A 19,631-nucleotide genomic window follows, 5' to 3' on the forward strand; every position below is an offset into this window, starting at 1 on the left:
TGCCAGCAAGTATCGAAAGCATCACCAACACAACGACTTCCACGCCAAGCGCCACGGCCAGCCAGTGACGGACTTCGTAGTCGAGATGGCGGGCCAGCCGGCCGCCGAGCACCGTGCCGGTCAGGAAGCTGACGAACGCGACGATAGCGGCGGTCAGGTCCACCCCGGAATGCGGCACGAACCAGAAGCCGAGGAAGATCACGTTGCCGGTCATGTTCGCCACGAAGACGTGACCCAGCACCAGCACACTTATCGCGTCGACGACGCCGGTTGCGAACGTCAGCAGCAGCAGGCTGATGACTGTCAGTCGGTCCGAGACCGGAGACACGACCGCCATGCGTTACGTCTGCGCCCTACAGCTGCGGCGTGAGATCAAACGACGTGACCGTCGACATACGGGTGATCAGCCACTTGGCGTCTCGGCGCTCCATCGTCAACCGGTACGACAGATACCGCAGCGATGGAATGTTCTTCGTCACTGGGCTCGTCGCCACCGAGTTGGTGTAGACCAGCGCCGTCGCCTCCGTGGGGCCGATCGATTCCACCGCGGCGCCCAGCACCTCGGTGGTGTTGGTCACCTGAGCCTGTTTGTTGGGCGCGACGATCGCGTCGATGTACTTGCGGTACTCGTTCGCGAAGTCGCCGCCCAGATAGCGTTCGGCGCGATCGGGCAGCGAATCCATGTTGTCCGGCGTATACGTCCACAACGTGGTGATGGCGTCGCGAGCCGTTCGGGCCACGTCGAGCTTGGTGTGCACGAGCGCGCGGTCGGCCAGATACGGCTGCACCATCGCGCCGGCGAAGGCCGTCGCCACCACGAAGAGAACTCCGGCGGCGACGGCCGCGATCTTCAGCCGCTTTCCTGCCGGTTTGTGCGGCACCAGAATCACGTCGGCGTCGGTGGCCTCTTCAGGCTCCTGCTCGACGACGGGTTTCGACGCACGCCCGGCCTTGCCCACCGGTGTGCGTCTCGGCTCCTCGGCGGCTTCCTCAGCATCGGTGGTCAGATCACCTGAATCAGCTGGCTGATCTTCCACTGCTGTCCTTCCTTGATAGCCGTTGCCACCCAACGGTTTCCGCTCTCGATCGTCGACTTCCCATCGGGTGACTTGGTGGCGACCTTCGTGGCCACCAGCACGTCGGCGCTGCCATTGTCGTTCCACCGCTGCACGCCGGCCTCGAGCACCGTGCCTGTGGTGGGCTCTGCGCGAGCAACCTGAATGGCGATTTCGTTCTGCTTCTCCTTGAACATCTTCGCGAAGTCACCGGTGCCCTGTGCCAGGATCCGGTCGGCATAGTCGTTGGCGTGGAACGGATCCAGCGTGGTGTAGGCGGTCATGAACTCACGCACGTAGCCCAGCGCGGCGGCTTCCTTCACCGACGCACGACGATCGGTTTCGTGACCGATCAGCATCAAGGTGCTCGCCGTGATCGCAGCGACGATCAGCAGCGCCGCGACAACGGCCACCACTGGCAGTCCCCACCGGCGCGGCGGCTTGGGCACCACGTCGAAGAAATCGCGCTCGTCGGTGTCGAGTTTGCGCCGCGGACTCACTGGCCGCCCTGATTCATCTGTGGCTTCTTCAGCACGGTGAGGTTCGCGATACGCCACTGCCCGTCACGTGACTTCTCGAAGTCCACCCGCACCGTCGCGGTGATGAACTTGAGGTCCTTGGCATCCGTGCCGCGCTGCCCTTGCATCGCCAGCAGCATCGACGCGCGATCCGCTGACGCGGACAGCACCGCGCTACTCACTGCCCAGTATTCGTTGGAGGTGGCCCCCGCCTTCTGTACCGCCTGCTGCTGCGCGATCAGCTGGGGCCGGTATGCGTCGGTGGTCAGCGACTGGGCGTGCGAGAAGTCCTGCTGCAGCGTGTCGACGTTGTAGCTCAGCATCTGCTCGACGATGTGCGGCCCGTCCGACGCGATATGCGCACGCGCATCGTCGACCGCACGGTCATGCCGGTACACCACCAGATAACTCAGGCCCACTCCCGCGGCACACAGCAGTACCGCGGCGATCAGCACCATGGCGGCCGGCCTGCGCGCATCGCGCTGCGGCGGCTCGACCTTGTGCACCTCGGTGCGCAACAGCAGGTCGGCGAACGTGCGCCCACGGCGGTCCCAGAGTGGCCACAACCAGCCGATCAGCAACGCAGCGGTGTCCAGCAGATGCGCAAGGTCGCGGCCCACCAGCCGCCATAAGCCGACATCGGAGCCTTCGGGCTTGTGAACGGCGATGCCGACCACGGCGCGACCCAGCGACCAGCCCGTGATCGTCGGCAGCACCAACCGGTTGACGGCCATCAGTATCAGAACCAGCGCCGCCACCGCGGTGAACACCCACCACAGCAGTCCCTGCGCCGGCGCGCTCAGAGTCAGTAGGGCCATCGTCGCGATCACCGCGACGCCCAGCAGTACGTCCAGCGAGAACGCGCCGGCGCGTGCCGCCCAGGATGCGAGCTGGTCGCTGAGTCCGGAGTCCATGGTCGGTGCGTCGGGCGTCGTGTCGAGCACAGCCGTCACGAGCCGACCTGTTCCAGCTTGGCGATCTTGTAGGTGCCCGCGTCGGGCGCCATCGTGACGCGCAGCCGGTAGCCCTGTTCGACATCGGCCGTCTCGGAGTTCGTCCGCTTGGTCCGCACCGCGACGAGCACGTCGATGGAACCGTCGTCGTTGTGCCGTTCCACCGCCGCACGCAGATCCGACACAGTCACCTTGACGCCGCCCGCCTGGTAGGCGTCGGCCAATACGCTGCTGTACAGCGGAGCCTGCACACCCCAGTCGCCCGTCGCGCATTCGATGATCTTGGACTGGCTGGCGATCATGGCAGCGGTGTCGGGCGCCTGCGTGGCGGCCACACAATCCTTGGCCGCCTGAAGGGCCGTCGCATCGGCGCGCGCAAGCGCTTTGCTCTCGTCGTTGGTCTTCAGCGCGAAGTACCCGCCCACCGCGGCGCCGGCCGCCAGCATCACAAGCGCGGCGCAAATGCCTGCCACCGCACCGACGCCCAGCCGCGACGGGCGGCGGTGCTCGACTGACTCGGGCGACTCCTCGGCTGGTTCTGCTGCTTGTTCAGTCTGTTCGTCCGTGGATACTGCTAACGACTCTTCCGGCTTTGCGTGAGCATCATCGGGCGCGGCATCAGCATCGGTGGGGTTCAGCTGGCGGGTGCCAGCATCTCCTTCCATCCGTCGTCTCCTGAGTTACTCGAATTGCTGACGTTGTACTTCACGCCGTCAGGTCCGACCACCTGGCCGTTGGTCGGGCTGTAGATAGCGGTGGACCCAGGTGGCCCTGGTGCCGGAGTGTACGTACACGGATTGGGCTGTTGTCCACTGCACTGCACGGACCCAGTTCCTGGCGGGCTGAGCGGATCGCTCGTGGGGGCGCTCATCCCCTGCTCCGGCGGTGGCAACTGGTCCGCAGGCAGCGGGTTGAGCCCGTTGTTGACCGTCGGAGCGGGAACGACCCCCCGCCCGGGATTCACGCCCTGGTCGCATCGGGCCGCCGGCGCGGGGCACGACAGGATCTGGTTCGGGTCGCCGTACCACGGGTTGGTGCCCAACGGCACGTACGGTTCGGTGCTGTGGCACTCCATCGGAGTGGCCGCGCGCTTGCCCGGGACATCCGCGCAGGGGTAGTTGCGGGCACCACGAACCGCGTTGCCCTGATAGTCCTTCGGGATCTTGCAGTACGTGCCCGACGGCAGCGGCGCCGAGCTGGTATCGGCCGGTGATCGCCATTCCGATGCCGGCAGGAACCCGGTCAGGCATGGCGGCGGCTGGTTGATCGACAGGGCCAACGGAAGCTGGCCCAGATCCTTGAACAGCGTGCCCGCCTGTGCGACGGCAGCGCCTTGCGGCAGGAGCACCAACGTCTGCTCGAGCCCCTTGTGGTAGCGCTTGAGCATGTCGATGACGATCTCGAGGTTGGCCAACGTCTGCGGCAGTGAATCACGTATGCCGCTGAACAACTGGTTCGTCTGGTCCAGAGTGGGCGCCGCCTGCTGAAGACCGCTGCGCAGCGCCGGGTCCTGTTCGGCGGCCTGCGCGGCGATGATGTTCAGGTTGCGCGACCACTGTTCGATGTTGTCGCCGGAGTTGACCTGGCTGTCCAGAATCGGCGCCGAGTGCGCGATGATGTCGTCGACCTGCGGCAGGTTTTCCTTGAAGCCCTGCGCGATATTGGTCGTCGAATCGACGAGTCGTTGCAGCGCAGGGCCCAAACCGCCTACCGCCTTTGACGTTTCGGTCAGCAGCGTGTCGATCTTCTCTTTCGGCAGCACGGCCAGACCTCGATTGGCCGAGTCCAGCGCCGGGCCCACCTCGCTGGGCACCTTGTTCTCCGAGATGTTGCCGACGTTTTGTCCTGCACTGAGGTACTGCCCGGGATTGCCCGTCGACACCAGGTCGAGGTACTGCTCGCCGATCGCCGACACGGAGTGCACGTTCGCGGTCGCGTCGGCCGGAATCTTGTAGCGGCTGTCGATGCTCATCTCGGCGCGCGCACCGTTTTCGGTGGGCTCGACAGAGGTCACCTTGCCGATCTGGGTGCCGCGATATGTCACGTTGGCGGTCGAATACAGGCCGCCGGACCGGGGCAGGTCGGCATACAGCTTGTATTGCCCGACGCCGACCAGGCTGGGCACCCGCAGGTAATACCAGCCCAGCACGACGATCGCGATGATCGTCAGGATGGTGAACAGCACCAGCTGAAATTTGATGAAACGTGTCAGCACTGCTCACTCACCCCTTTCCACCAGCGGTCCGCCCGGCACGTCATGCGGGTTCGGCGTGAACCGCACATCCGGGATCATCGTCGCGGGATCGCGGCCCCAGGCCTGCTCGAGTGCGCGCAGCATGCCCGAGACGCCGGTACCGGACAGGACGCCGTTGTCCAGAGCCGACAACGTCAGGTCGACCATCAGCGACACGTTGAGGTAGTCGCCGCGAACCACCTTCGGCACGTTCTCAATCGAGAACGGCGCCGTCAGCATCAGCTTGAGCGCGCCGATCAGGTACGGCGACGCCCGGCCGAGTTGCTTGAGCGGCCGCTGGAGGTTGGCCAAGTTCGTGTGCAGGTTGTCGCTCGACGGAGCCAGTGCGGCGTCGGAGGCCCTGCTGATCCGCCCGAGCGCCTCCACCGCGTCGGCGAACAAGTTGCGGGTGTCAGCGAAATGTTTGATCAGCGGAGGGAATTCGGTCAGCACCCGGTCGAGCGTGTCATTGCGCTGCGCGACAATAGTCAGCAACCGGTTGGTGGAATCGATTGCGCGCGTGATGTCTTGGCGCTGCTTGTTCAGCTCGTCAGTGAAGGTGTCGAGCCTGTTGAGGAACTCGCGGATCTGATCGGCCCGCCCGGTCAACAAGTTGTTGACCTCGGTTTGGATCACCTCGAGGTTCGGGATGCCGCCGCCGCGCAGGATGGTGGCGATGCTGGCCAGCACCCGCTCGGTGGTGGGGAATGCCGAGGAGTTCTTCAGCGGAATGGTGTCGCCGTTGCGCAGCTGACCCTGCGGGTCGGGCGGCGAGTCGAGCTGCACGTGCTGCGACCCCAGCAGGCTGGTCTGGCCGACTTTGGCGAGCGTGTTGGACGGCAGCTTGATATCGGGCTCGAGGTCAAGGGTCAGCGTCGCAACCCAGTTCTTCAGCTCGATCGAACGCACCCGCCCGACATATACGTCGGCCACCCGGACGCGGCTGTTGACGTTGAGCGCCAACGTATCCGGCATCTGCACGTAGATCGTCATCTTGTTCGATCCCGTGCCGGGGCCGCCCGGCAACGGAACGTTCGCGATGCCCTTCCACGACCCGCACGAGGTCAGCACCACCGCGACCACGGCGAGCGCCGCGGCGCGCCGTGCAATCCGACTCCACTTACGCATCTTTATCCACCTGCCTCAGCGGGCAGCGCCGGTCCTGCCGGTGCCGCGGGAGCGGGTCCGGGTCCTGGTGCGGCGGGTGCCGACATCGCACCGAGCGGATCGCCCGCCAGCACGCCGGGCGCCGGACCAGGCGGCGGTGCGGGCTGCACGTACCACGGCGGCGGCAGCGGGCTGTTCTCGCTGTAGGCGTTCGGCGGCCCAGCCTGGTGCGGACCGCCGAACGTCGGCGGTGCTCCAGGAATCGGCGCGTCAGGTCCGCCCATCAGCTCTGAAAGTGATTCCGGCGTCAGCATATTCGCGGTGAACGGCTGCACGTCGACACCCTGCATGCCGGGAGCGGTCACCCAGCCCTGCTCGTGGTTGCCGAACGAGAACAACGTGTCACGCGACCAGATACCCGGCACGGTGGTGTCCTTGTATCCAGCCGGCGGCTGCAGCCGGGGCTCGGAATACGCGACCTGCTTGGGCAGCGTCATCGCGCTGGTGAACTGATTCACGCCGAACGGCGGGAAGTTGAACTTGATCGCATCCAGGATCGGCGCCAGGTACTGCGCGCACATCTCCGCGGACTCTTGGTAGCCCAGCCTACTGCCGGCCTGAATCGCGCTACACACCAACTGCATTGGGTTGGCGAAGTTGTTGACCACCGGAATGCCCATGACACCACCGGTCACCGGCGACACGATGTTCATCAGGTTCGCCCCGAGCGTGGGGAAGACGTGCAACGCGGTCTCCAGGCCGTTTCGCGGATCCGGCTGCACGATCGCGTTGGTCACGTCGGCGAGGTTGTCGATGTCGTGGGTGAGTACCTCACCGTTCTTGCCGATGAACTGACGCGTGGTCGTCAACAACTGGTTGAGGTCGCGCAGCGCGTTGGACACCTCGCGGTTGGTGTTGGTGAACGCGTTGGTGAACGTCGCGAGATCGTTGTTCAAGGCGACGAACTGCTGATCGCTCTTGTAGAGCGCGTTGACGAACAGGGCCAAACTCTTGATCACCGAGAAGAAGTCGCCTCGTCCCTCGTTGAGGGTGGACAGCGCTTCGGAGAGCCCGTTGAGGGTCTTGTTGAACTGCTCGCCCTTGCCGGCGAATCCGTTGGCGGCGGATTCGATGATGTCGCCGAACGGACCCTTCGGCTGCTCCTTTGTCGGGCCGAGGTCGGTCAGGATCCGGTTGATCGAGTCGCGCAGCTCGTCGTACTCGACGGGCACCTGAGTGCGGTCGATCGGGATGACCGCGTCGTCGTCCATCACCGGACCGCCGGTGTAGGGCGGCGACAGCTGGATGTTGCGCGACGCGACCAGACTGGGGTTCAGGATCGATGCGGTGGCGTTGGCGGGAACCTTGAACTTGTTCTCGTAGTGGAACGTCACCTTCATCTTGTCGCCGGCGGGTTCGATCTTGTCGATCGAGCCGACCTTCACGCCCATGATCTGCACCTTGTCGCCGGGATACAGCGCAAGCGTGTCGGTGAAGTAGGCGACGACGGTGTTGGTGGTCAGCTTCTTGTACAGGTTCCATCCGACGATGGCGGCCACCAAGGCCAGGATCACGACCAGGGTGCCGATGATCACCGATGTGCGAGATACGCCTGGCAGCTTGAGGTTTCGGACGTTGAAGATCGTCGACATCGGTTCAGCCCTCCTGCGATCCGGGCGGGAGGTACGGCGGGTTGCCTGGCAGCGGTGGCACGCCGGCCGGACCCGCGTCCGGACCCGGTCCGGGTGGTGGCGGCGGACCCGTCAACGCCGGCGGTAGCGGCGCGATGCCCGGAGTGAAGTCTGGCGGCTGCGGCGGCAGCGGACCCACCGGCACGGTGCGCGCCCCCGGCGGGCCGGGTGCGATCGGTACGGCCACGCCCGGCATATCCGGCGGCATCTGACCCGGGATCGCCGCGGCGGGAACACCCGGCGTGAAGCCTGGACCATTCGGGTTCGGGGCGGACGTGATGACGTCCGGCGGCGGATATTCCGGCCCCCCGAACGGACCGACGCTCAGGTGCGAACACGGCAGCGGGTCACCTGGTCGCGGCAGGCCGTCGATTGGCGGCGTGTACGAGCACGGCGAGCCCTTGAGCACCGCAGGCCCCGGATGTTCGGGCGTGCCCTCCAGAATCGACGGACCCGGCGCCGGAGCACCGTTCGGGAACCGCTGCCCGTTCGGATCCGGGAATCGCCAGGCCGGCAGACCCGCATCTCCCCAGAACTTCTCAGGATCGATGCCACGCCTCTTGAACGCGGCGTCGACGAATGGCTGCAGGATCTGGTACGGCAGCAGGTTGACCAACATCACCTTGAAGTAGGGGCCCGATGCGACCGCTTCACCCAGCGACGCAACGAATTTGGCTACCGTGCTCAGCGTGTCCATCAGGTCGAACCTGCGGTCGCGCAGCACATCGCTGATGGCGCGCAGCTGCTCCAGCACGTGGTTGAGATTGGGGTTGTCGTCGATGAATCCCTTGACCTGGTCGGAGAATTCGGACACCCGCTCGAGCAGTACGCTCACCGCGTAGTTGCGTTCGTTGATCGCGGCCAGCAGCGTCTGGGCGTTGACGAACAGCTGGTTGATCTGCGCGCTGCGGCTACCCAGGATGCCGGCAATCTTGTTGGCGTTGGCCAACAGCTGCTTGATCTGGTCGTCGCGCTTGCCGATGGTGTCGGAGAACCGCGCGACACCGTCAAGCGCCGCGGACAGATGCGGATAGGTCTGGTCGATGGTTTCCGACAGCACGTTCAGCGACCGCTTCACGGTCTGCGTGTCCCAGCCCGAGGCCGCCTTGGTCACGTCGAAGAACGCATCGTAGATCTGGTACGGCGTGGTGGTCTGCCCGAGCGGTAAAACACCGTTGGCGCGCAACGGTTTCGAACCGCGCGGCTCGATCTCGATGTTGCGGCGCCCCAGGATGGTGTCGGTGCGGATACCCGCCCGGCTCTCGGTCCCGATCTGGGTTCCCTGCAATGAGAAGCCGACCTTGACCTTGTCGCCGTCGATTTCGGTTGAACGCACCACGCCGACATCCATACCGGCGATACGCACCTTGTCACCCCTGTTGATGCCGCCGGTGTCGGAGAACTGGGCGTAGTAGGTAGGCGTTGCAAACAGCATCGGGACGCTGGCGAAACTCTGTCCCACACCGATGACGATGATCAGGATGACGATGCCCATCAACCCGTTTCGGACGCGGTTCGACCCCTCGAGCGTTCTCATTTCGGCGTGCACCTACCCGAGGGCTGTGAGGTGATCTTCACCGTGCGAACCGGTCCTCCTGGCTGCAAACCGTTGAGCTTCAACGAGATATCGCACGCGTAGAAGTTGAAGAAGTCGCCGTAGATGCCACCGGCACGGCCGATGATCTTGAACGCCGTAGGCAGCCGCACCAGGATGTCGTTGAGTTGATCCTTCTGATCCACCAGCGGCTGCTGCAGCACCTCCAGGTGCCCAATGGTGCTCTGCAGCAGCGGCCGGTTGTCGGCAAGCAGGTCGGCGACCGTGCCCGCCGCGTCGCTGATGTCGGCGACCGAACTTGCGATCGGATCGGCCCTGTTCTTCAGGCCAGTGATCAACGCCTCGAAGTTCTGCACCGTTTCATCGAACTGCTGCTGATGTTTGACGGTCGTGTCCAGCACGGTGTTCAGGTTGCGGATCACCTCTCCGATCGCCTGGTCCCGATCGGCCAGAGCGGATGTCAGTGATGCGGTCTGGTCCAGGATGTCGTTGATGGTGCCGCCCTGGCCTTGGAAGATCGTGATGATCGACTGCGCGATGTTGTTGACCTTGTCGGGGTCCAGCGCCCGGAACAGCGGCCGGAAGCCACCGATCAGAGCATCAAGGTCGAGTGCCGGTTCGGTGTGCTGCACCGGGATGGTGCCGCCGGCGGGTAGGCGCTTGTCGCTGTCTCCACGCTTGAGCTCCAGGTACCGGTCGCCGATCAGGTTCAGGTACCGGATGGACGCGGTGGTGCCGTCGAACAGTTGCAGTGAACGGTCGACGCTGAAATCGACCTTGACCTTCGACCCGCCGTCGATGAGTTCGAGCTTGGAGACCTTGCCGACCTCGACGCCGGAGGCCCGAACGAACTGACCTGCCCGAAGGCCGCTGGTGTTGGAGAAGATCGCTGAATAGCCGGTCGTGCGGTCGAACCGCATCTGACCGAACACCACGATGATGATCGCGGTGAATAGCAACAGCACCAGTGAGAAGATGCCGAGCTTGATGGCTGTTCCGGTGATCTTCATGGGTTGATCGTGTTCTCCCCGATCTGACGTCCCCAGACGTACTCGATCAAGATCGGCTGGCCGAGCCCGAAGTGGTTGTACGGAGCGATGGAGGCACCGGTGTCCATCACCAGATAGGGCGCCGGCCACAGATCGCGCGTGATGGGCTGCCAGCAGCCGGGCCTACCCTCGGGACCGCCTCTGGCGTTTACCCGGGGCAGGTTGTCCGGATAGACATAAGGGTTACCGGCACCCATGAGTTCAGAGGTGGTGCGCAGCGAGTATCCGTTGCCGCCCAACGATGCTGCGACCTTCGGCTCGACATCGTGGAAGTTGCGGATCGTGCAGAACAGCGCAGGGCTGTACTCGTCGAGCAGTTGGGAGGTGGGAATCAGGTCTGCGGCGCCGCGGACGAGGTACGGACCGCTGCGCTCGAAGACGTCGCCGCCGGTATTGCCGAATCCGACCGCGGCCATCAACGCCTGATCGACATTGCCCTGCTGCTCGTTGAGCGTGCGCGCGGTCGTCACCGCGTTATCCAGACCGGCGAACAGATCCGGTGCGGCATTCGCGTACACCTCACCGAGATCGGCCAGACGCTGGTTGTCATAACGGATCTGGGGCATCTGCGGGTTGATGTCGGCCAGGATCTCGTTGCCCTGGACGATCGACTGCCCGAACCGATTCCCCAGCCCGTCGAGGGCTTCCGCTGTGGCGCTCAAGGTCTGGTTCAGCTTGATCGGGTCGACTTGCTCAGCGACGTTCACCACCGTCTCGAACAACGTGTTGAACTCGGTGGTCACCTTGGTCACGTCGATCACGTCGGAGGGTGTGATGTGTTCCTTCGCAGCGTTTTTCGGCGACGTGAAGGAGATGTACTTATTGCCGAAGATCGTCGTCGCGCTGATGTCGGCTTGTACATTTTTCGGAATCAGGTCCAGATACTTGGGATTCACCTCGAGGGTGATCTTCGCCTGTGGCTGCCCTCCGACATTGACCTCGTCGATCTTGCCCACCGTGCCGATCTCGACGCCGTTGTAGGTGACCTTCGAGCCGGGATCCATCGACAAGCCGGCACGCCCCGACATCATCGTCAGCTGGTCGCGCTGCAAGTTGTAGCCGCGGAAGAAGTAGTAGACAACCACGACGACGGCGATGGTCAACAATGCCAGCACCAGCCCCGCAATCTTGTACGGCGGGGTGCGGGATGTGTTCAGCGGCGCGGTCATTGGCTACACCGTCAGGTTGAAGTTCGGGTCGACGCCGTAGAGCGCCAACGATGCCAACAGGACCACACAGACAATCGCGACCAGCGAGGCGCGCATCGACCGGCCCACGGCCTCGCCGACGCCGACCGGTCCGCCGCTGGCGAAGTAGCCGTAGTAGCAGTGGTTGAGCATCACGATCACCGAGATGATGACCGCCTGAACGAATGACCAGAACACATCCTCCGGGCGCAGGAACGTGCGGAAGTAGTGCTCGTACGTGCCGATGGACTGTCCGTAGAAGAACGTCGTCGTCACCTGAGCGGACAGGAACGACATGATGATCGCCATCGCGTAGAGCGGGATGATGACGATGAAGCCGGCCATGATCCGGGTGGACACCAGATACGAGATCGACTTGATGCCCATGACTTCCAGGGCGTCGATCTCCTCGCTGATCCGCATGGCGCCCAGCTCGGCCGTCGCGCCGGCACCGACCGTGGCTGCCAAGGCCTGGCCCGCGACGACAGGCGCGGCGATGCGCACGTTGATCAGTGCGGCGAAGAACCCGGTGAACGCCTCGACGCCGATGTTGCCCAGCGACGCGAAGCCCTGGATCGCGACCAATGACGACCCGGACAGCGTCACGAAGCCGACGATCGCGACGGTGCCGCCGACGACGGCCATCGCACCGGTGCCCATGCCGATCTCAGCGATCAGCCGCAGCATCTCCTTGCGGTAGTAGCGCAGCGCATGTCCGATCGAGCCGACCGCGGTAACGACGAACCACGCAACGTGGCCGATGCTGTCGAGGCCGCGGGCAGGCGCGCCGACGACCTTCTGCGTGCGGGCATATCCCCGCGGGTACCGAGAGCGCAGGACGGCCATGGTCGACATGTCAGCGCCCCGTTCCGAACCTGACGCCGATCGTGGTCAGCACCACGTTGACCGCGAACAGAGCGATGACACAGAGCACGAGCGTCTCGTTGACCGCGGTTCCCACGCCCTTGGCGCCACCCGCGACCGTCAGGCCGCGGTAGCACCCGACCAGTCCCGCGATCAGGCCGAACGTACCGGCCTTGATGATGGAGATCAGCACTTCGGGCAGGCCCGTGATCAGGGTGAGCGTCGAAACGTACGCACCGGCGGAGACGTTCTGCAGGTACACGCCGAAGATGAAGCCGCCGACCAGGCCGACGGTGATCACCGCGCCGTTGAGCAGGACAGCGACGAATGTCGATGCGACAACGCGCGGCACCACGAGACGGTGGATCGGATCGATGCCGAGCACCTCGAGGGCGTCGATCTCCTCGCGGATGGTCCGGGCGCCCAGGTCCGCGCAGATGGCGGTGGACCCCGCACCGGCGACGACGAGCACCGTAACCAGCGGGCCCAGCTGGGTGACGGCTCCGATCGCGGCGCCCGCCCCCGAGACGTCGGCCGCACCGAACTCCTTGAGCAGGATGTTCAGCGTGAAGATAAGGAGCACAGTCAGCGGGATGGACACCGCGAGAGTGGGCAGGAACGCCACCCTCATCAAAAACCAGCTCTGCAAGATGAATTCGCGCCATTGGAACGGCGGCTTGAAGAGCGCCTTGCCCGTCAGCACACACATCCGGACGAAGCCGCCGACGGCTGTGAGCGCCGGCCTGGTCTGGTCGCGGACGTATCCGACGACACCGGTCGACGCCGTCACTGGTGCGCTCCCGCGACGAAACGGCGACTGTCGTGGCGCAGCGGCAGCCCGTGTCGCACGCCCCCTCCTTGCCCCAACCCCGTCTGTGTGACCGCCGTCTCCCTACTGGTCGGTAGTAAGACGGACCACAGGACTGTACCCGATCGGTACGCGCGTGTGCACCGCATCGGCAGGATTGTGCCCGTAACCGTTAGCAAACTCGCCCCCGTCCGTTAAATGTCTTGTGCCGCAGCAGAAAACGTTGGCGGAGTGGAACTTTCGCGAGCGTCAATCGTTCTTGCGACGCCGAATTGAGCCCGCAGTTCCGTTTTCAGAACTTTGCCAGCGGGGTTGCGGGGCAGTGCGTCGACGATCTCCAAAGCCTTCGGATGCTTGTAGCGCGCCAGCCGTCCGGTGAGGAATTCGTCGAGATCGGCGAGTTCAAGATCTGAATGCGTGACAGCGGCTAACGCCGCTACGGCGACCGGCACCTCGCCCCACCTCTCGTCCGGCCGCCCGATCACCGCGACTTCCGCGATCGCCGGGTGACCAGCCAGGACATTCTCGACCTCGGCGCAATAGATGTTCTCGCCGCCGGAGATGATCATGTCCTTCTTGCGGTCGACTACCCAGACGTAGCCCTCCTCGTCCTGGCGGACCAGGTCGCCGGAGTGGAACCAGCCGCCTGCAAACGCCTCAGCGGTGGCCTTCGGGTTGTTCCAGTAGCCGGCCATCAGCGTCGGCGCCCGGTACACGATCTCGCCGACGTGGCCGACGGGAACGTCGTTCATATTTTCGTCGACGACACGCGCCGCGACTGTCGGTATCACCTTGCCGACCGAGCCGAGCTTACGAATTGCGTCCTGCGCCAACAACATACACGTCACCGGCGACATCTCGGTCTGCCCGAACGCGGCGAAGATCTGGGTTCCGGGGAAGGTCTCGAACATGTCGTGCAGCAACGTGTCCGATGCGGGCGCGGCGCCCCATGACAGCACCCGCAGCCGCAGCTGGCGGGGTTTGGCCTTCTGCGCCGCGCAGACGGCCTGCCACTGGGCGGGGACGAGGAAGATCGACGTCACCTTCTCGGCTTCGAGCACGTCGAGCAGCGCGCCGGGGTCGAACGCACCGAGGGGGTAGAGCACGGTCGGCAGGCCGAGCATCAGCCCGCTGATCATGTTGCCGATGCCGGCGATGTGGAACAGCGGGACACCGACGAAGCCGACGTCGTTGTTGATGTCGGCGCCGACGGTGAACAGGTTGGTCATACCCTGCCCGGCGAGGTTGAGGTGGGTGAGTACAGCGCCCTTCGGCCGACCGGTGGTGCCGGACGTGTACATGATCAGCGCAGGCGAGTCGTTGGGGATATCAACCGGTTCAGGGTGTTCCCCGGCCTCGGCGAGCAGGTCGTCGTAGCCGATGACGTCGTCGTCGGTGGTGCCGCCGGCGACGACGACCGTGGCCAGCGTCGGATCGATGTCGCGGACCGCGGTGGCGACCTTGGCGAGCACGGGTTCGGTGATCACCAAGCGGGCCTGGCAGTCGCTGACCAGGAACGCGATCTCGGGCGGGGTCATGCGGAAGTTGACCGGCACCGCGATGGCACCGAGCCTGTTGGCCGCCAAGGACGATTCGATGAACTCGGTGCGGTTGAGCATCAGGATCAGCACGCGGTCGCCGAACGCCACACCGCGACGAGCCAGCGCACCGGCCAGCCTTGTTACCCGGTCGTCGAGTTCACCCCAGGTGGTGGTGTGGCCGAGGAACCGCATCGCCGTGGCGCCGGGCTGCATCAGAGCGTGCCGTGCGAGCTGGTTGGTCCAGTTCTGCCGGCGCGCGAGATACGGCTGCTCGGTGGAGTACGGCTCTGTCAACAATCCGGCTCCATCTGCGTGGGTTGCACGTTGTTGATATTTGATCAAACATGGTGTTGCCCCGGTCACACTATGGCCTCGGCGGCTCGGGGACAACCCCCCGCCAGATGGACCGGAGAACGCAATGAATGCACCCGCCAGAGCCAGGCTCCGGCCGCGGGGTCCAGTGCGTCGCGAGCAGCTGTCTGACGAGGTCGCGGCCCGTTTGCGGGCCGACATCATGGCCGGCGCGCTGCGCCCTGGCACGTTCATCCGCCTCGACGAGACGGCCGCCGCGTTGGGGGTGAGCATCACCCCGGTGCGCGAGGCGCTGCGGACGCTGCGGGGCGAGGGCATGGTGCAACTCGAGCCGCATCGGGGACATGTTGTGGTGCCGCTGACGCGCGGAGACATCGAGGACATCTTCTGGCTGCAAGCCACCATCGCCAAGGAGCTCGCCGCGACGGCGGCAGAGCGGATCACCGATACAGAGATAGAGGAATTGGAACGGCTCAACGATGGGCTGGCCGCCGCCGTTGATCACGGCGACCCGGAGGAGATCGCCGCGGCGGAGTTCGCGTTCCACCGGGCGTTCAACCGGTCGACCGGCCGGATCAAGCTGGCGTGGTTCCTGCTGCACGTGGCGCGCTACCTGCCGCCGCACATCTACGCCGGCGACCAGGGCTGGGGCGTCAACACCGTGGCCAGCCACCGTGAGCTGATCTCGGCGCTGCGCCGGCACGACGTCGACACCGTGGTGCGACTGACCAGCGGACAGTTCACCGACGGGGCTGCGCGGTTGATCGCGCGGCTGGACGAAATCGGGCTCTGGAGCTAAGCACCGCCGACGGCGACCAATCTAAGACTATGAAGCCGCCAACTGTTCGGCGCGGGCCTTGAGGTTGTCGGCCAGATAGTCGAGCGTATCGCCGATCGCCTTCTTCACCATCTGCTTCGGAATCGGCAGTTTCGTCTCGACGTCGAGGTCGACGGTCAGCAGCGACGTCGCACCGATCGGCACCACCGAGAACTTCTGCTCCTGCTTCTCGAGGTGGTCGCCCTGCTGCAACACGGTGTAGATCTGGTTGTCGCCCGGGTAGTAAACCGCGGTGATGAAGGTGCCCGCCTGGCCCTGGACCACGACGTCGAGACGCAGCTGGCTGGGCCTTCCATCGGCATAACGGGCCAGCACCCAGCAGCCCTTGATCTCCTCGTTCCACAGCGGATAGGACTCGAAGTCGGCGACGATAGCCATGATCGAATGGGCAGGGGCTTCAACCTCAACGGTCTTGCTGACGAGCGGCATTGGGCGAGCATATCGAGTCGAGCAGCGACCGAATCCCCTCCGGCATGGGCACCGGCCGTCGGGTGGTTCGGTCGATATAGACATGCACCCAGTGGCCCACTGCCGCGAGCGGACGATCGGCCTGGAAAAGCGCCAAGCGATATGTGACGCTGCTGTTCCCCAGGCGGGTCACCGCAAGCCCGACGACGAGCGGATCGGGAAACTTCAGTTCGGAAAAGTATCGGCAGCCGGACTCCGCGACCACGCCCTGCCACGGCACGGCGAGGGGGTCTATTCCGCAATTGGTGTTGATCCACGCGTTGATCGCAGTGTCGAAGAGTTCGTAGTACACCGCATTGTTGAGGTGACCGAACATGTCGTTGTCCGTCCACCGGGTCAGCACCGGCCAGTGCACCGGAAAGTCTCGGCTGGTCAGTGATTTCTCGGCGATGCCCATGGCAGCAGTCTCCCAGTGACGGCAGGCTGGTATCCATGAGAATTCGCGGCGCCGTGCTCGAAGAGATCGGCCGCAAGAGGCCCTATGCCGAGTCGAAACCGCTCACGGTCGGCGAACTCGACCTGGCCCCTCCTGGCGACACCGAACTACTGGTCCGTATCGAGGCCGCGGGCCTGTGCCATTCCGATCTGTCAGTGGTCGACGGAAATCGAGTCCGTCCCGTGCCGATGCTGCTCGGCCACGAGGCCGCCGGAGTCGTCGAACACGCCGGACCAGCCGTATCGGACCTGCCTGTCGGGCAACGCGTGGTGATGACGTTCCTGCCGCGATGCGGCCACTGCGCGGCGTGTGCCACCAACGGGCTCACACCGTGCGAACCTGGCAGCGCCGCCAACGCCGCCGGCACGCTGATGGGCGGCAGCAGACGGCTCTCCCGCGACGGACAACCGATCCAGCACCACCTCGGCGTCTCCGGGTTCGCCAGCTACGCCGTCGTCGACCGCACCTCCGTCGTGCCCGTGCCCGCCGACGTGCCGCCGGTCGTCGCGTCGCTGCTCGGCTGCGCGGTTCTCACCGGCGGCGGCGCCGTAGTCAACGCGGGGCAACCGCAGTCTGGTCAGACTGTTGTCGTTGTCGGCCTGGGCGGCGTGGGCATGGCTGCGATCCTGACAGCGCTGGCGCACAACGATGTTCGCGTCATCGGTGTCGATCGCCTTCCCGACAAGCTGGACCGGGCCCGAGCAATGGGCGCCCATGAGACGTACACACCTGACGAGGCGCGCGAGCGCGGCCTGAAGGCTGCCGTGGTCATCGAGGCAGTCGGGCATCCGCTGGCCCTGGAGACCGCGATCGACCTGACGGCGCCGGGGGGCCGGACCGTCACCGTCGGCCTACCCCCGCCGGACGCACGAATCAGCGTGTCGCCCTTGGGTTTCGTGGCCGAGGGCCGATCACTGATCGGCAGCTATCTAGGCTCTTCCGTGCCGTCGCATGACATCCCGCACTTGATTGAGCTGTGGCGGGCGGGCCGACTGCCTGTGGAGTCGCTCGTCTCCGCGACGATCCCGCTCGACGACATCAACGCCGGCATGGATCAATTGGCCGACGGTAAGGCCGTCCGGCAACTCATCAGCTTCGACTAGACACGGCGCCGGACGTCGCAATGTCGGCGCGACGCAACCCCGAAACGACGAGCGACCGGAGTTCGCGCCCGACAAACTAAGGAGCGTCCGCGATACCTGTCCAAGTCGGATATGGCATCGGCCGATACCTTTTCCGTATTAGAACCAGCCGTCGCGCATCTCTAGGGTCGTGCGGTCCAGGCTTTCCAGCAGATCCAGTTGCGATGCCGTCTTGGGCAGCTCGTAGCGGAAGAAATACCGCGCGGCCTGACGCTTGCCGTCGTAGAAGTCGCCGGTATGCCCATGGGCAGCCAGCAGTTGGTCCAGCCAGATCCACGCCACGACGATGTGGCCGAATGTTTCTAAGTAGATGACACTGTTGGCCATCGCGGCCTCGATGTCGCCGGAGCCGAACATCGTCGCGGTGACACCGACAAGACGCTGCCACGACGCGTCCAGCTGCGCGGCAAGCTCCTTCGGCTCGCCACCGGCCGCGTTGGCAGAGCTGATCGTCTCCGCCACCGCGTTGCCGAGAGCAGCCAGGCTGGCACCGCCACGCTGAGTCACCTTGCGGCCCAACAGGTCCAGGCTCTGAATGCCGTGAGTGCCCTCGTGGATGGGGTTGAGCCGGTTGTCGCGGTAGTGCTGTTCGACGTCGTATTCGCGGGTGTAGCCGTAGCCACCGTGAACCTGGATGGCGAGATTGTTGGCCTCCAGGCACCACTGCGACGGCCAGCTCTTGGCCACCGGCGTGAGGATGTCGAGTAAGTCGCCGCTGTCACCGAGATCGACGAGTTTGGCGCAGTACAGCGCCAACGCCATGCCGCCCTCGACATAGGCCTTCTGCGCCAACAGCATTCGCTTGATGTCCGGATGCTCGATGATCGGGATCTGCGGCGTCGACGGATCCTTCGCGGTCACCGGCCGGCCTTGCGGCCGTTCGCGGGCATATTGCAATGACTTGAGGTAGCCGGTGTAGCCCAGCGACACCGCGCCCATCCCGACGCCGAGGCGCGCCTCGTTCATCATGTGGAACATGTAGGTGATACCGCGATGCGGCTCGCCGACCAGATACCCGAGGGCACCGGGCTTTCCGCCAGGTCGGAACTTGCCTTCGCCGAAGTTCAGCACCGTATTGGTGATGCCGCGCTGGCCCATCTTGTGGTTGAGTCCGGCGAGCACCACGTCGTTGCGTTCACCCACGGAGCTGTCGGCGTTGACTAGGTACTTGGGCACGATGAACAGCGAGATGCCCTTTGTCCCGGGCGGCCCGCCGGGGATCTTCGCCAGCACCAGGTTGACGATGTTCTCGGTGAGTTCGTGCTCGGCGCCCGAGATCCACATCTTCGATCCGAACAGCCGGTAGGAGCCGTCGTCCTGCGGATCGGCGCGCGTGGTGATATCGGCGAGCGACGAGCCCGCCTGGGTTTCGGACAGGGCCATCGTGCCGGTGAATCGCCCGGCCAGCATCGGCCGCAAGAACGTGTCGATCTGGTCGGGGCTGCCGAACTTGGCCAGCAGGTTGGCGTTGGCGATGGTCAGCATCAGGTAGCCCGTCGTGCTGATGTTCGCGGCGGAAAACCACCCGAAGGCGGCCTGCGCGACGGTCGCGGGCAGCTGCGCGCCCCCGAGGTCGTGGTCCATTCCCATGCCGATCAGGTCGGCCTGGGCGAACGCGTCGAGAGCCTCCTTGACCTCGTCGATGACGGTGACCTTGTCCCCGTCGAAGCTGGGCTCGTTCGCATCGCTCTTCTTGTTGTGCGGTGCGAAGTACCGAATCGCCAGCTGTTCGGACAGGTCCAGGACGCCGTCGAACGTCTCGCGGGAGTGGTCGGCGAACCGTTCCAGTTTGGTCAGCTCGTCGACCCGCAGCCATTCGTACAGCAGGAAGTCGATGTCGCGCCTCGACAACAGCGTGGACTTCACATTTCCAT

19 protein-coding genes are annotated in these 19,631 nt (G+C 64.9%); 2 read left to right on the plus strand and 17 right to left on the minus strand.

The window, feature by feature from the left end; all coding sequences use genetic code 11:
- From VJV41_RS15100 to fadD5, 14 genes are all read right to left on the minus strand, one after another.
- A partial coding sequence (locus tag VJV41_RS15100) for a YoaK family protein (RefSeq protein ID WP_325335038.1) occupies positions 1-337 on the minus strand: 337 nt, incomplete at its 3' end.
- 16 nt (positions 338-353) lie between these two features.
- Entirely contained in the window at positions 354-1,037 is a 684-nt protein-coding gene (locus VJV41_RS15105; RefSeq protein ID WP_325335040.1) for a mammalian cell entry protein, read from the minus strand.
- A complete protein-coding gene (locus VJV41_RS15110) occupies positions 1,004-1,555 on the minus strand; it encodes a mammalian cell entry protein (protein WP_325335042.1) in 552 nt (183 codons plus the stop codon). Before VJV41_RS15110 ends, VJV41_RS15105 begins: the two co-directional genes overlap by 34 nt.
- Entirely contained in the window at positions 1,552-2,526 is a 975-nt protein-coding gene (locus VJV41_RS15115; RefSeq protein WP_325335044.1) for an RDD family protein, read from the minus strand. The genes VJV41_RS15110 and VJV41_RS15115 overlap by 4 nt, the downstream gene beginning before the upstream one ends.
- Positions 2,523-3,191, minus strand: coding sequence for a hypothetical protein (locus VJV41_RS15120; RefSeq protein ID WP_325335046.1), 669 nt, complete (start codon positions 3,189-3,191; stop codon positions 2,523-2,525). The genes VJV41_RS15115 and VJV41_RS15120 overlap by 4 nt, the downstream gene beginning before the upstream one ends.
- A complete protein-coding gene (locus VJV41_RS15125; protein WP_325335048.1) occupies positions 3,161-4,741 on the minus strand; it encodes an MCE family protein in 1,581 nt (526 codons plus the stop codon). Before VJV41_RS15125 ends, VJV41_RS15120 begins: the two co-directional genes overlap by 31 nt.
- 3 nt (positions 4,742-4,744) lie before the next feature.
- Positions 4,745-5,887 carry a virulence factor Mce family protein gene (locus tag VJV41_RS15130; protein ID WP_325335049.1) on the minus strand — a complete coding sequence of 381 codons (1,143 nt, stop codon included), beginning with the start codon at positions 5,885-5,887 and terminating at the stop codon, positions 4,745-4,747.
- A 2-nt stretch (positions 5,888-5,889) separates the two neighbouring features.
- Positions 5,890-7,518 (minus strand): virulence factor Mce family protein, encoded by a 1,629-nt coding sequence (locus VJV41_RS15135; RefSeq protein ID WP_325335051.1) that lies wholly within the window; start codon positions 7,516-7,518, stop codon positions 5,890-5,892.
- Between the two features lie 4 nt (positions 7,519-7,522).
- Entirely contained in the window at positions 7,523-9,094 is a 1,572-nt protein-coding gene (locus VJV41_RS15140) for an MCE family protein (RefSeq protein ID WP_325335053.1), read from the minus strand.
- A complete protein-coding gene (locus tag VJV41_RS15145) occupies positions 9,091-10,122 on the minus strand; it encodes a virulence factor Mce family protein (protein WP_325335055.1) in 1,032 nt (343 codons plus the stop codon). Before VJV41_RS15145 ends, VJV41_RS15140 begins: the two co-directional genes overlap by 4 nt.
- Complete coding sequence (locus tag VJV41_RS15150) at positions 10,119-11,330, minus strand: MCE family protein (RefSeq protein ID WP_325335057.1); 1,212 nt, start codon at positions 11,328-11,330, stop codon at positions 10,119-10,121. Before VJV41_RS15150 ends, VJV41_RS15145 begins: the two co-directional genes overlap by 4 nt.
- A gap of 3 nt (positions 11,331-11,333) precedes the next feature.
- Entirely contained in the window at positions 11,334-12,203 is an 870-nt protein-coding gene (locus tag VJV41_RS15155; protein ID WP_325335059.1) for an ABC transporter permease, read from the minus strand.
- Position 12,204: 1 nt separating this feature from the next.
- Positions 12,205-13,002 carry an ABC transporter permease gene (locus VJV41_RS15160; protein ID WP_325335061.1) on the minus strand — a complete coding sequence of 266 codons (798 nt, stop codon included), beginning with the start codon at positions 13,000-13,002 and terminating at the stop codon, positions 12,205-12,207.
- Between the two features lie 212 nt (positions 13,003-13,214).
- Positions 13,215-14,858, minus strand: coding sequence for a fatty-acid--CoA ligase FadD5 (gene fadD5, locus VJV41_RS15165; protein WP_325335063.1), 1,644 nt, complete (start codon positions 14,856-14,858; stop codon positions 13,215-13,217).
- 121 nt (positions 14,859-14,979) lie between these two features.
- On the opposite strand from fadD5, the gene VJV41_RS15170 reads away from it, so the two are divergent.
- Entirely contained in the window at positions 14,980-15,672 is a 693-nt protein-coding gene (locus VJV41_RS15170) for a GntR family transcriptional regulator (RefSeq protein WP_325335065.1), read from the plus strand.
- 27 nt (positions 15,673-15,699) lie between these two features.
- On the opposite strand, the gene VJV41_RS15175 is transcribed toward VJV41_RS15170, so the two are convergent.
- Together VJV41_RS15175 and VJV41_RS15180 are read right to left on the minus strand one after the other, a co-directional pair.
- Entirely contained in the window at positions 15,700-16,140 is a 441-nt protein-coding gene (locus VJV41_RS15175) for an SRPBCC family protein (RefSeq protein WP_325335067.1), read from the minus strand.
- On the minus strand, positions 16,115-16,576 hold the full coding sequence (locus tag VJV41_RS15180; RefSeq protein WP_325335069.1) for a thioesterase family protein: 462 nt from the start codon (positions 16,574-16,576) through the stop codon (positions 16,115-16,117). The genes VJV41_RS15175 and VJV41_RS15180 overlap by 26 nt, the downstream gene beginning before the upstream one ends.
- A 35-nt stretch (positions 16,577-16,611) precedes the next feature.
- On the opposite strand from VJV41_RS15180, the gene VJV41_RS15185 reads away from it, so the two are divergent.
- On the plus strand, positions 16,612-17,718 hold the full coding sequence (locus VJV41_RS15185; protein ID WP_325335071.1) for an alcohol dehydrogenase catalytic domain-containing protein: 1,107 nt from the start codon (positions 16,612-16,614) through the stop codon (positions 17,716-17,718).
- A gap of 138 nt (positions 17,719-17,856) precedes the next feature.
- Here the strand turns inward: VJV41_RS15185 and VJV41_RS15190 are convergent, their stop codons facing one another.
- Entirely contained in the window at positions 17,857-19,623 is a 1,767-nt protein-coding gene (locus VJV41_RS15190) for an acyl-CoA dehydrogenase (protein WP_325335073.1), read from the minus strand.
- Positions 19,624-19,631: the final 8 nt, after the last annotated feature.

The organism is Mycobacterium sp., from assembly GCF_035274705.1.
Taxonomy (GTDB): domain Bacteria; phylum Actinomycetota; class Actinomycetes; order Mycobacteriales; family Mycobacteriaceae; genus Mycobacterium.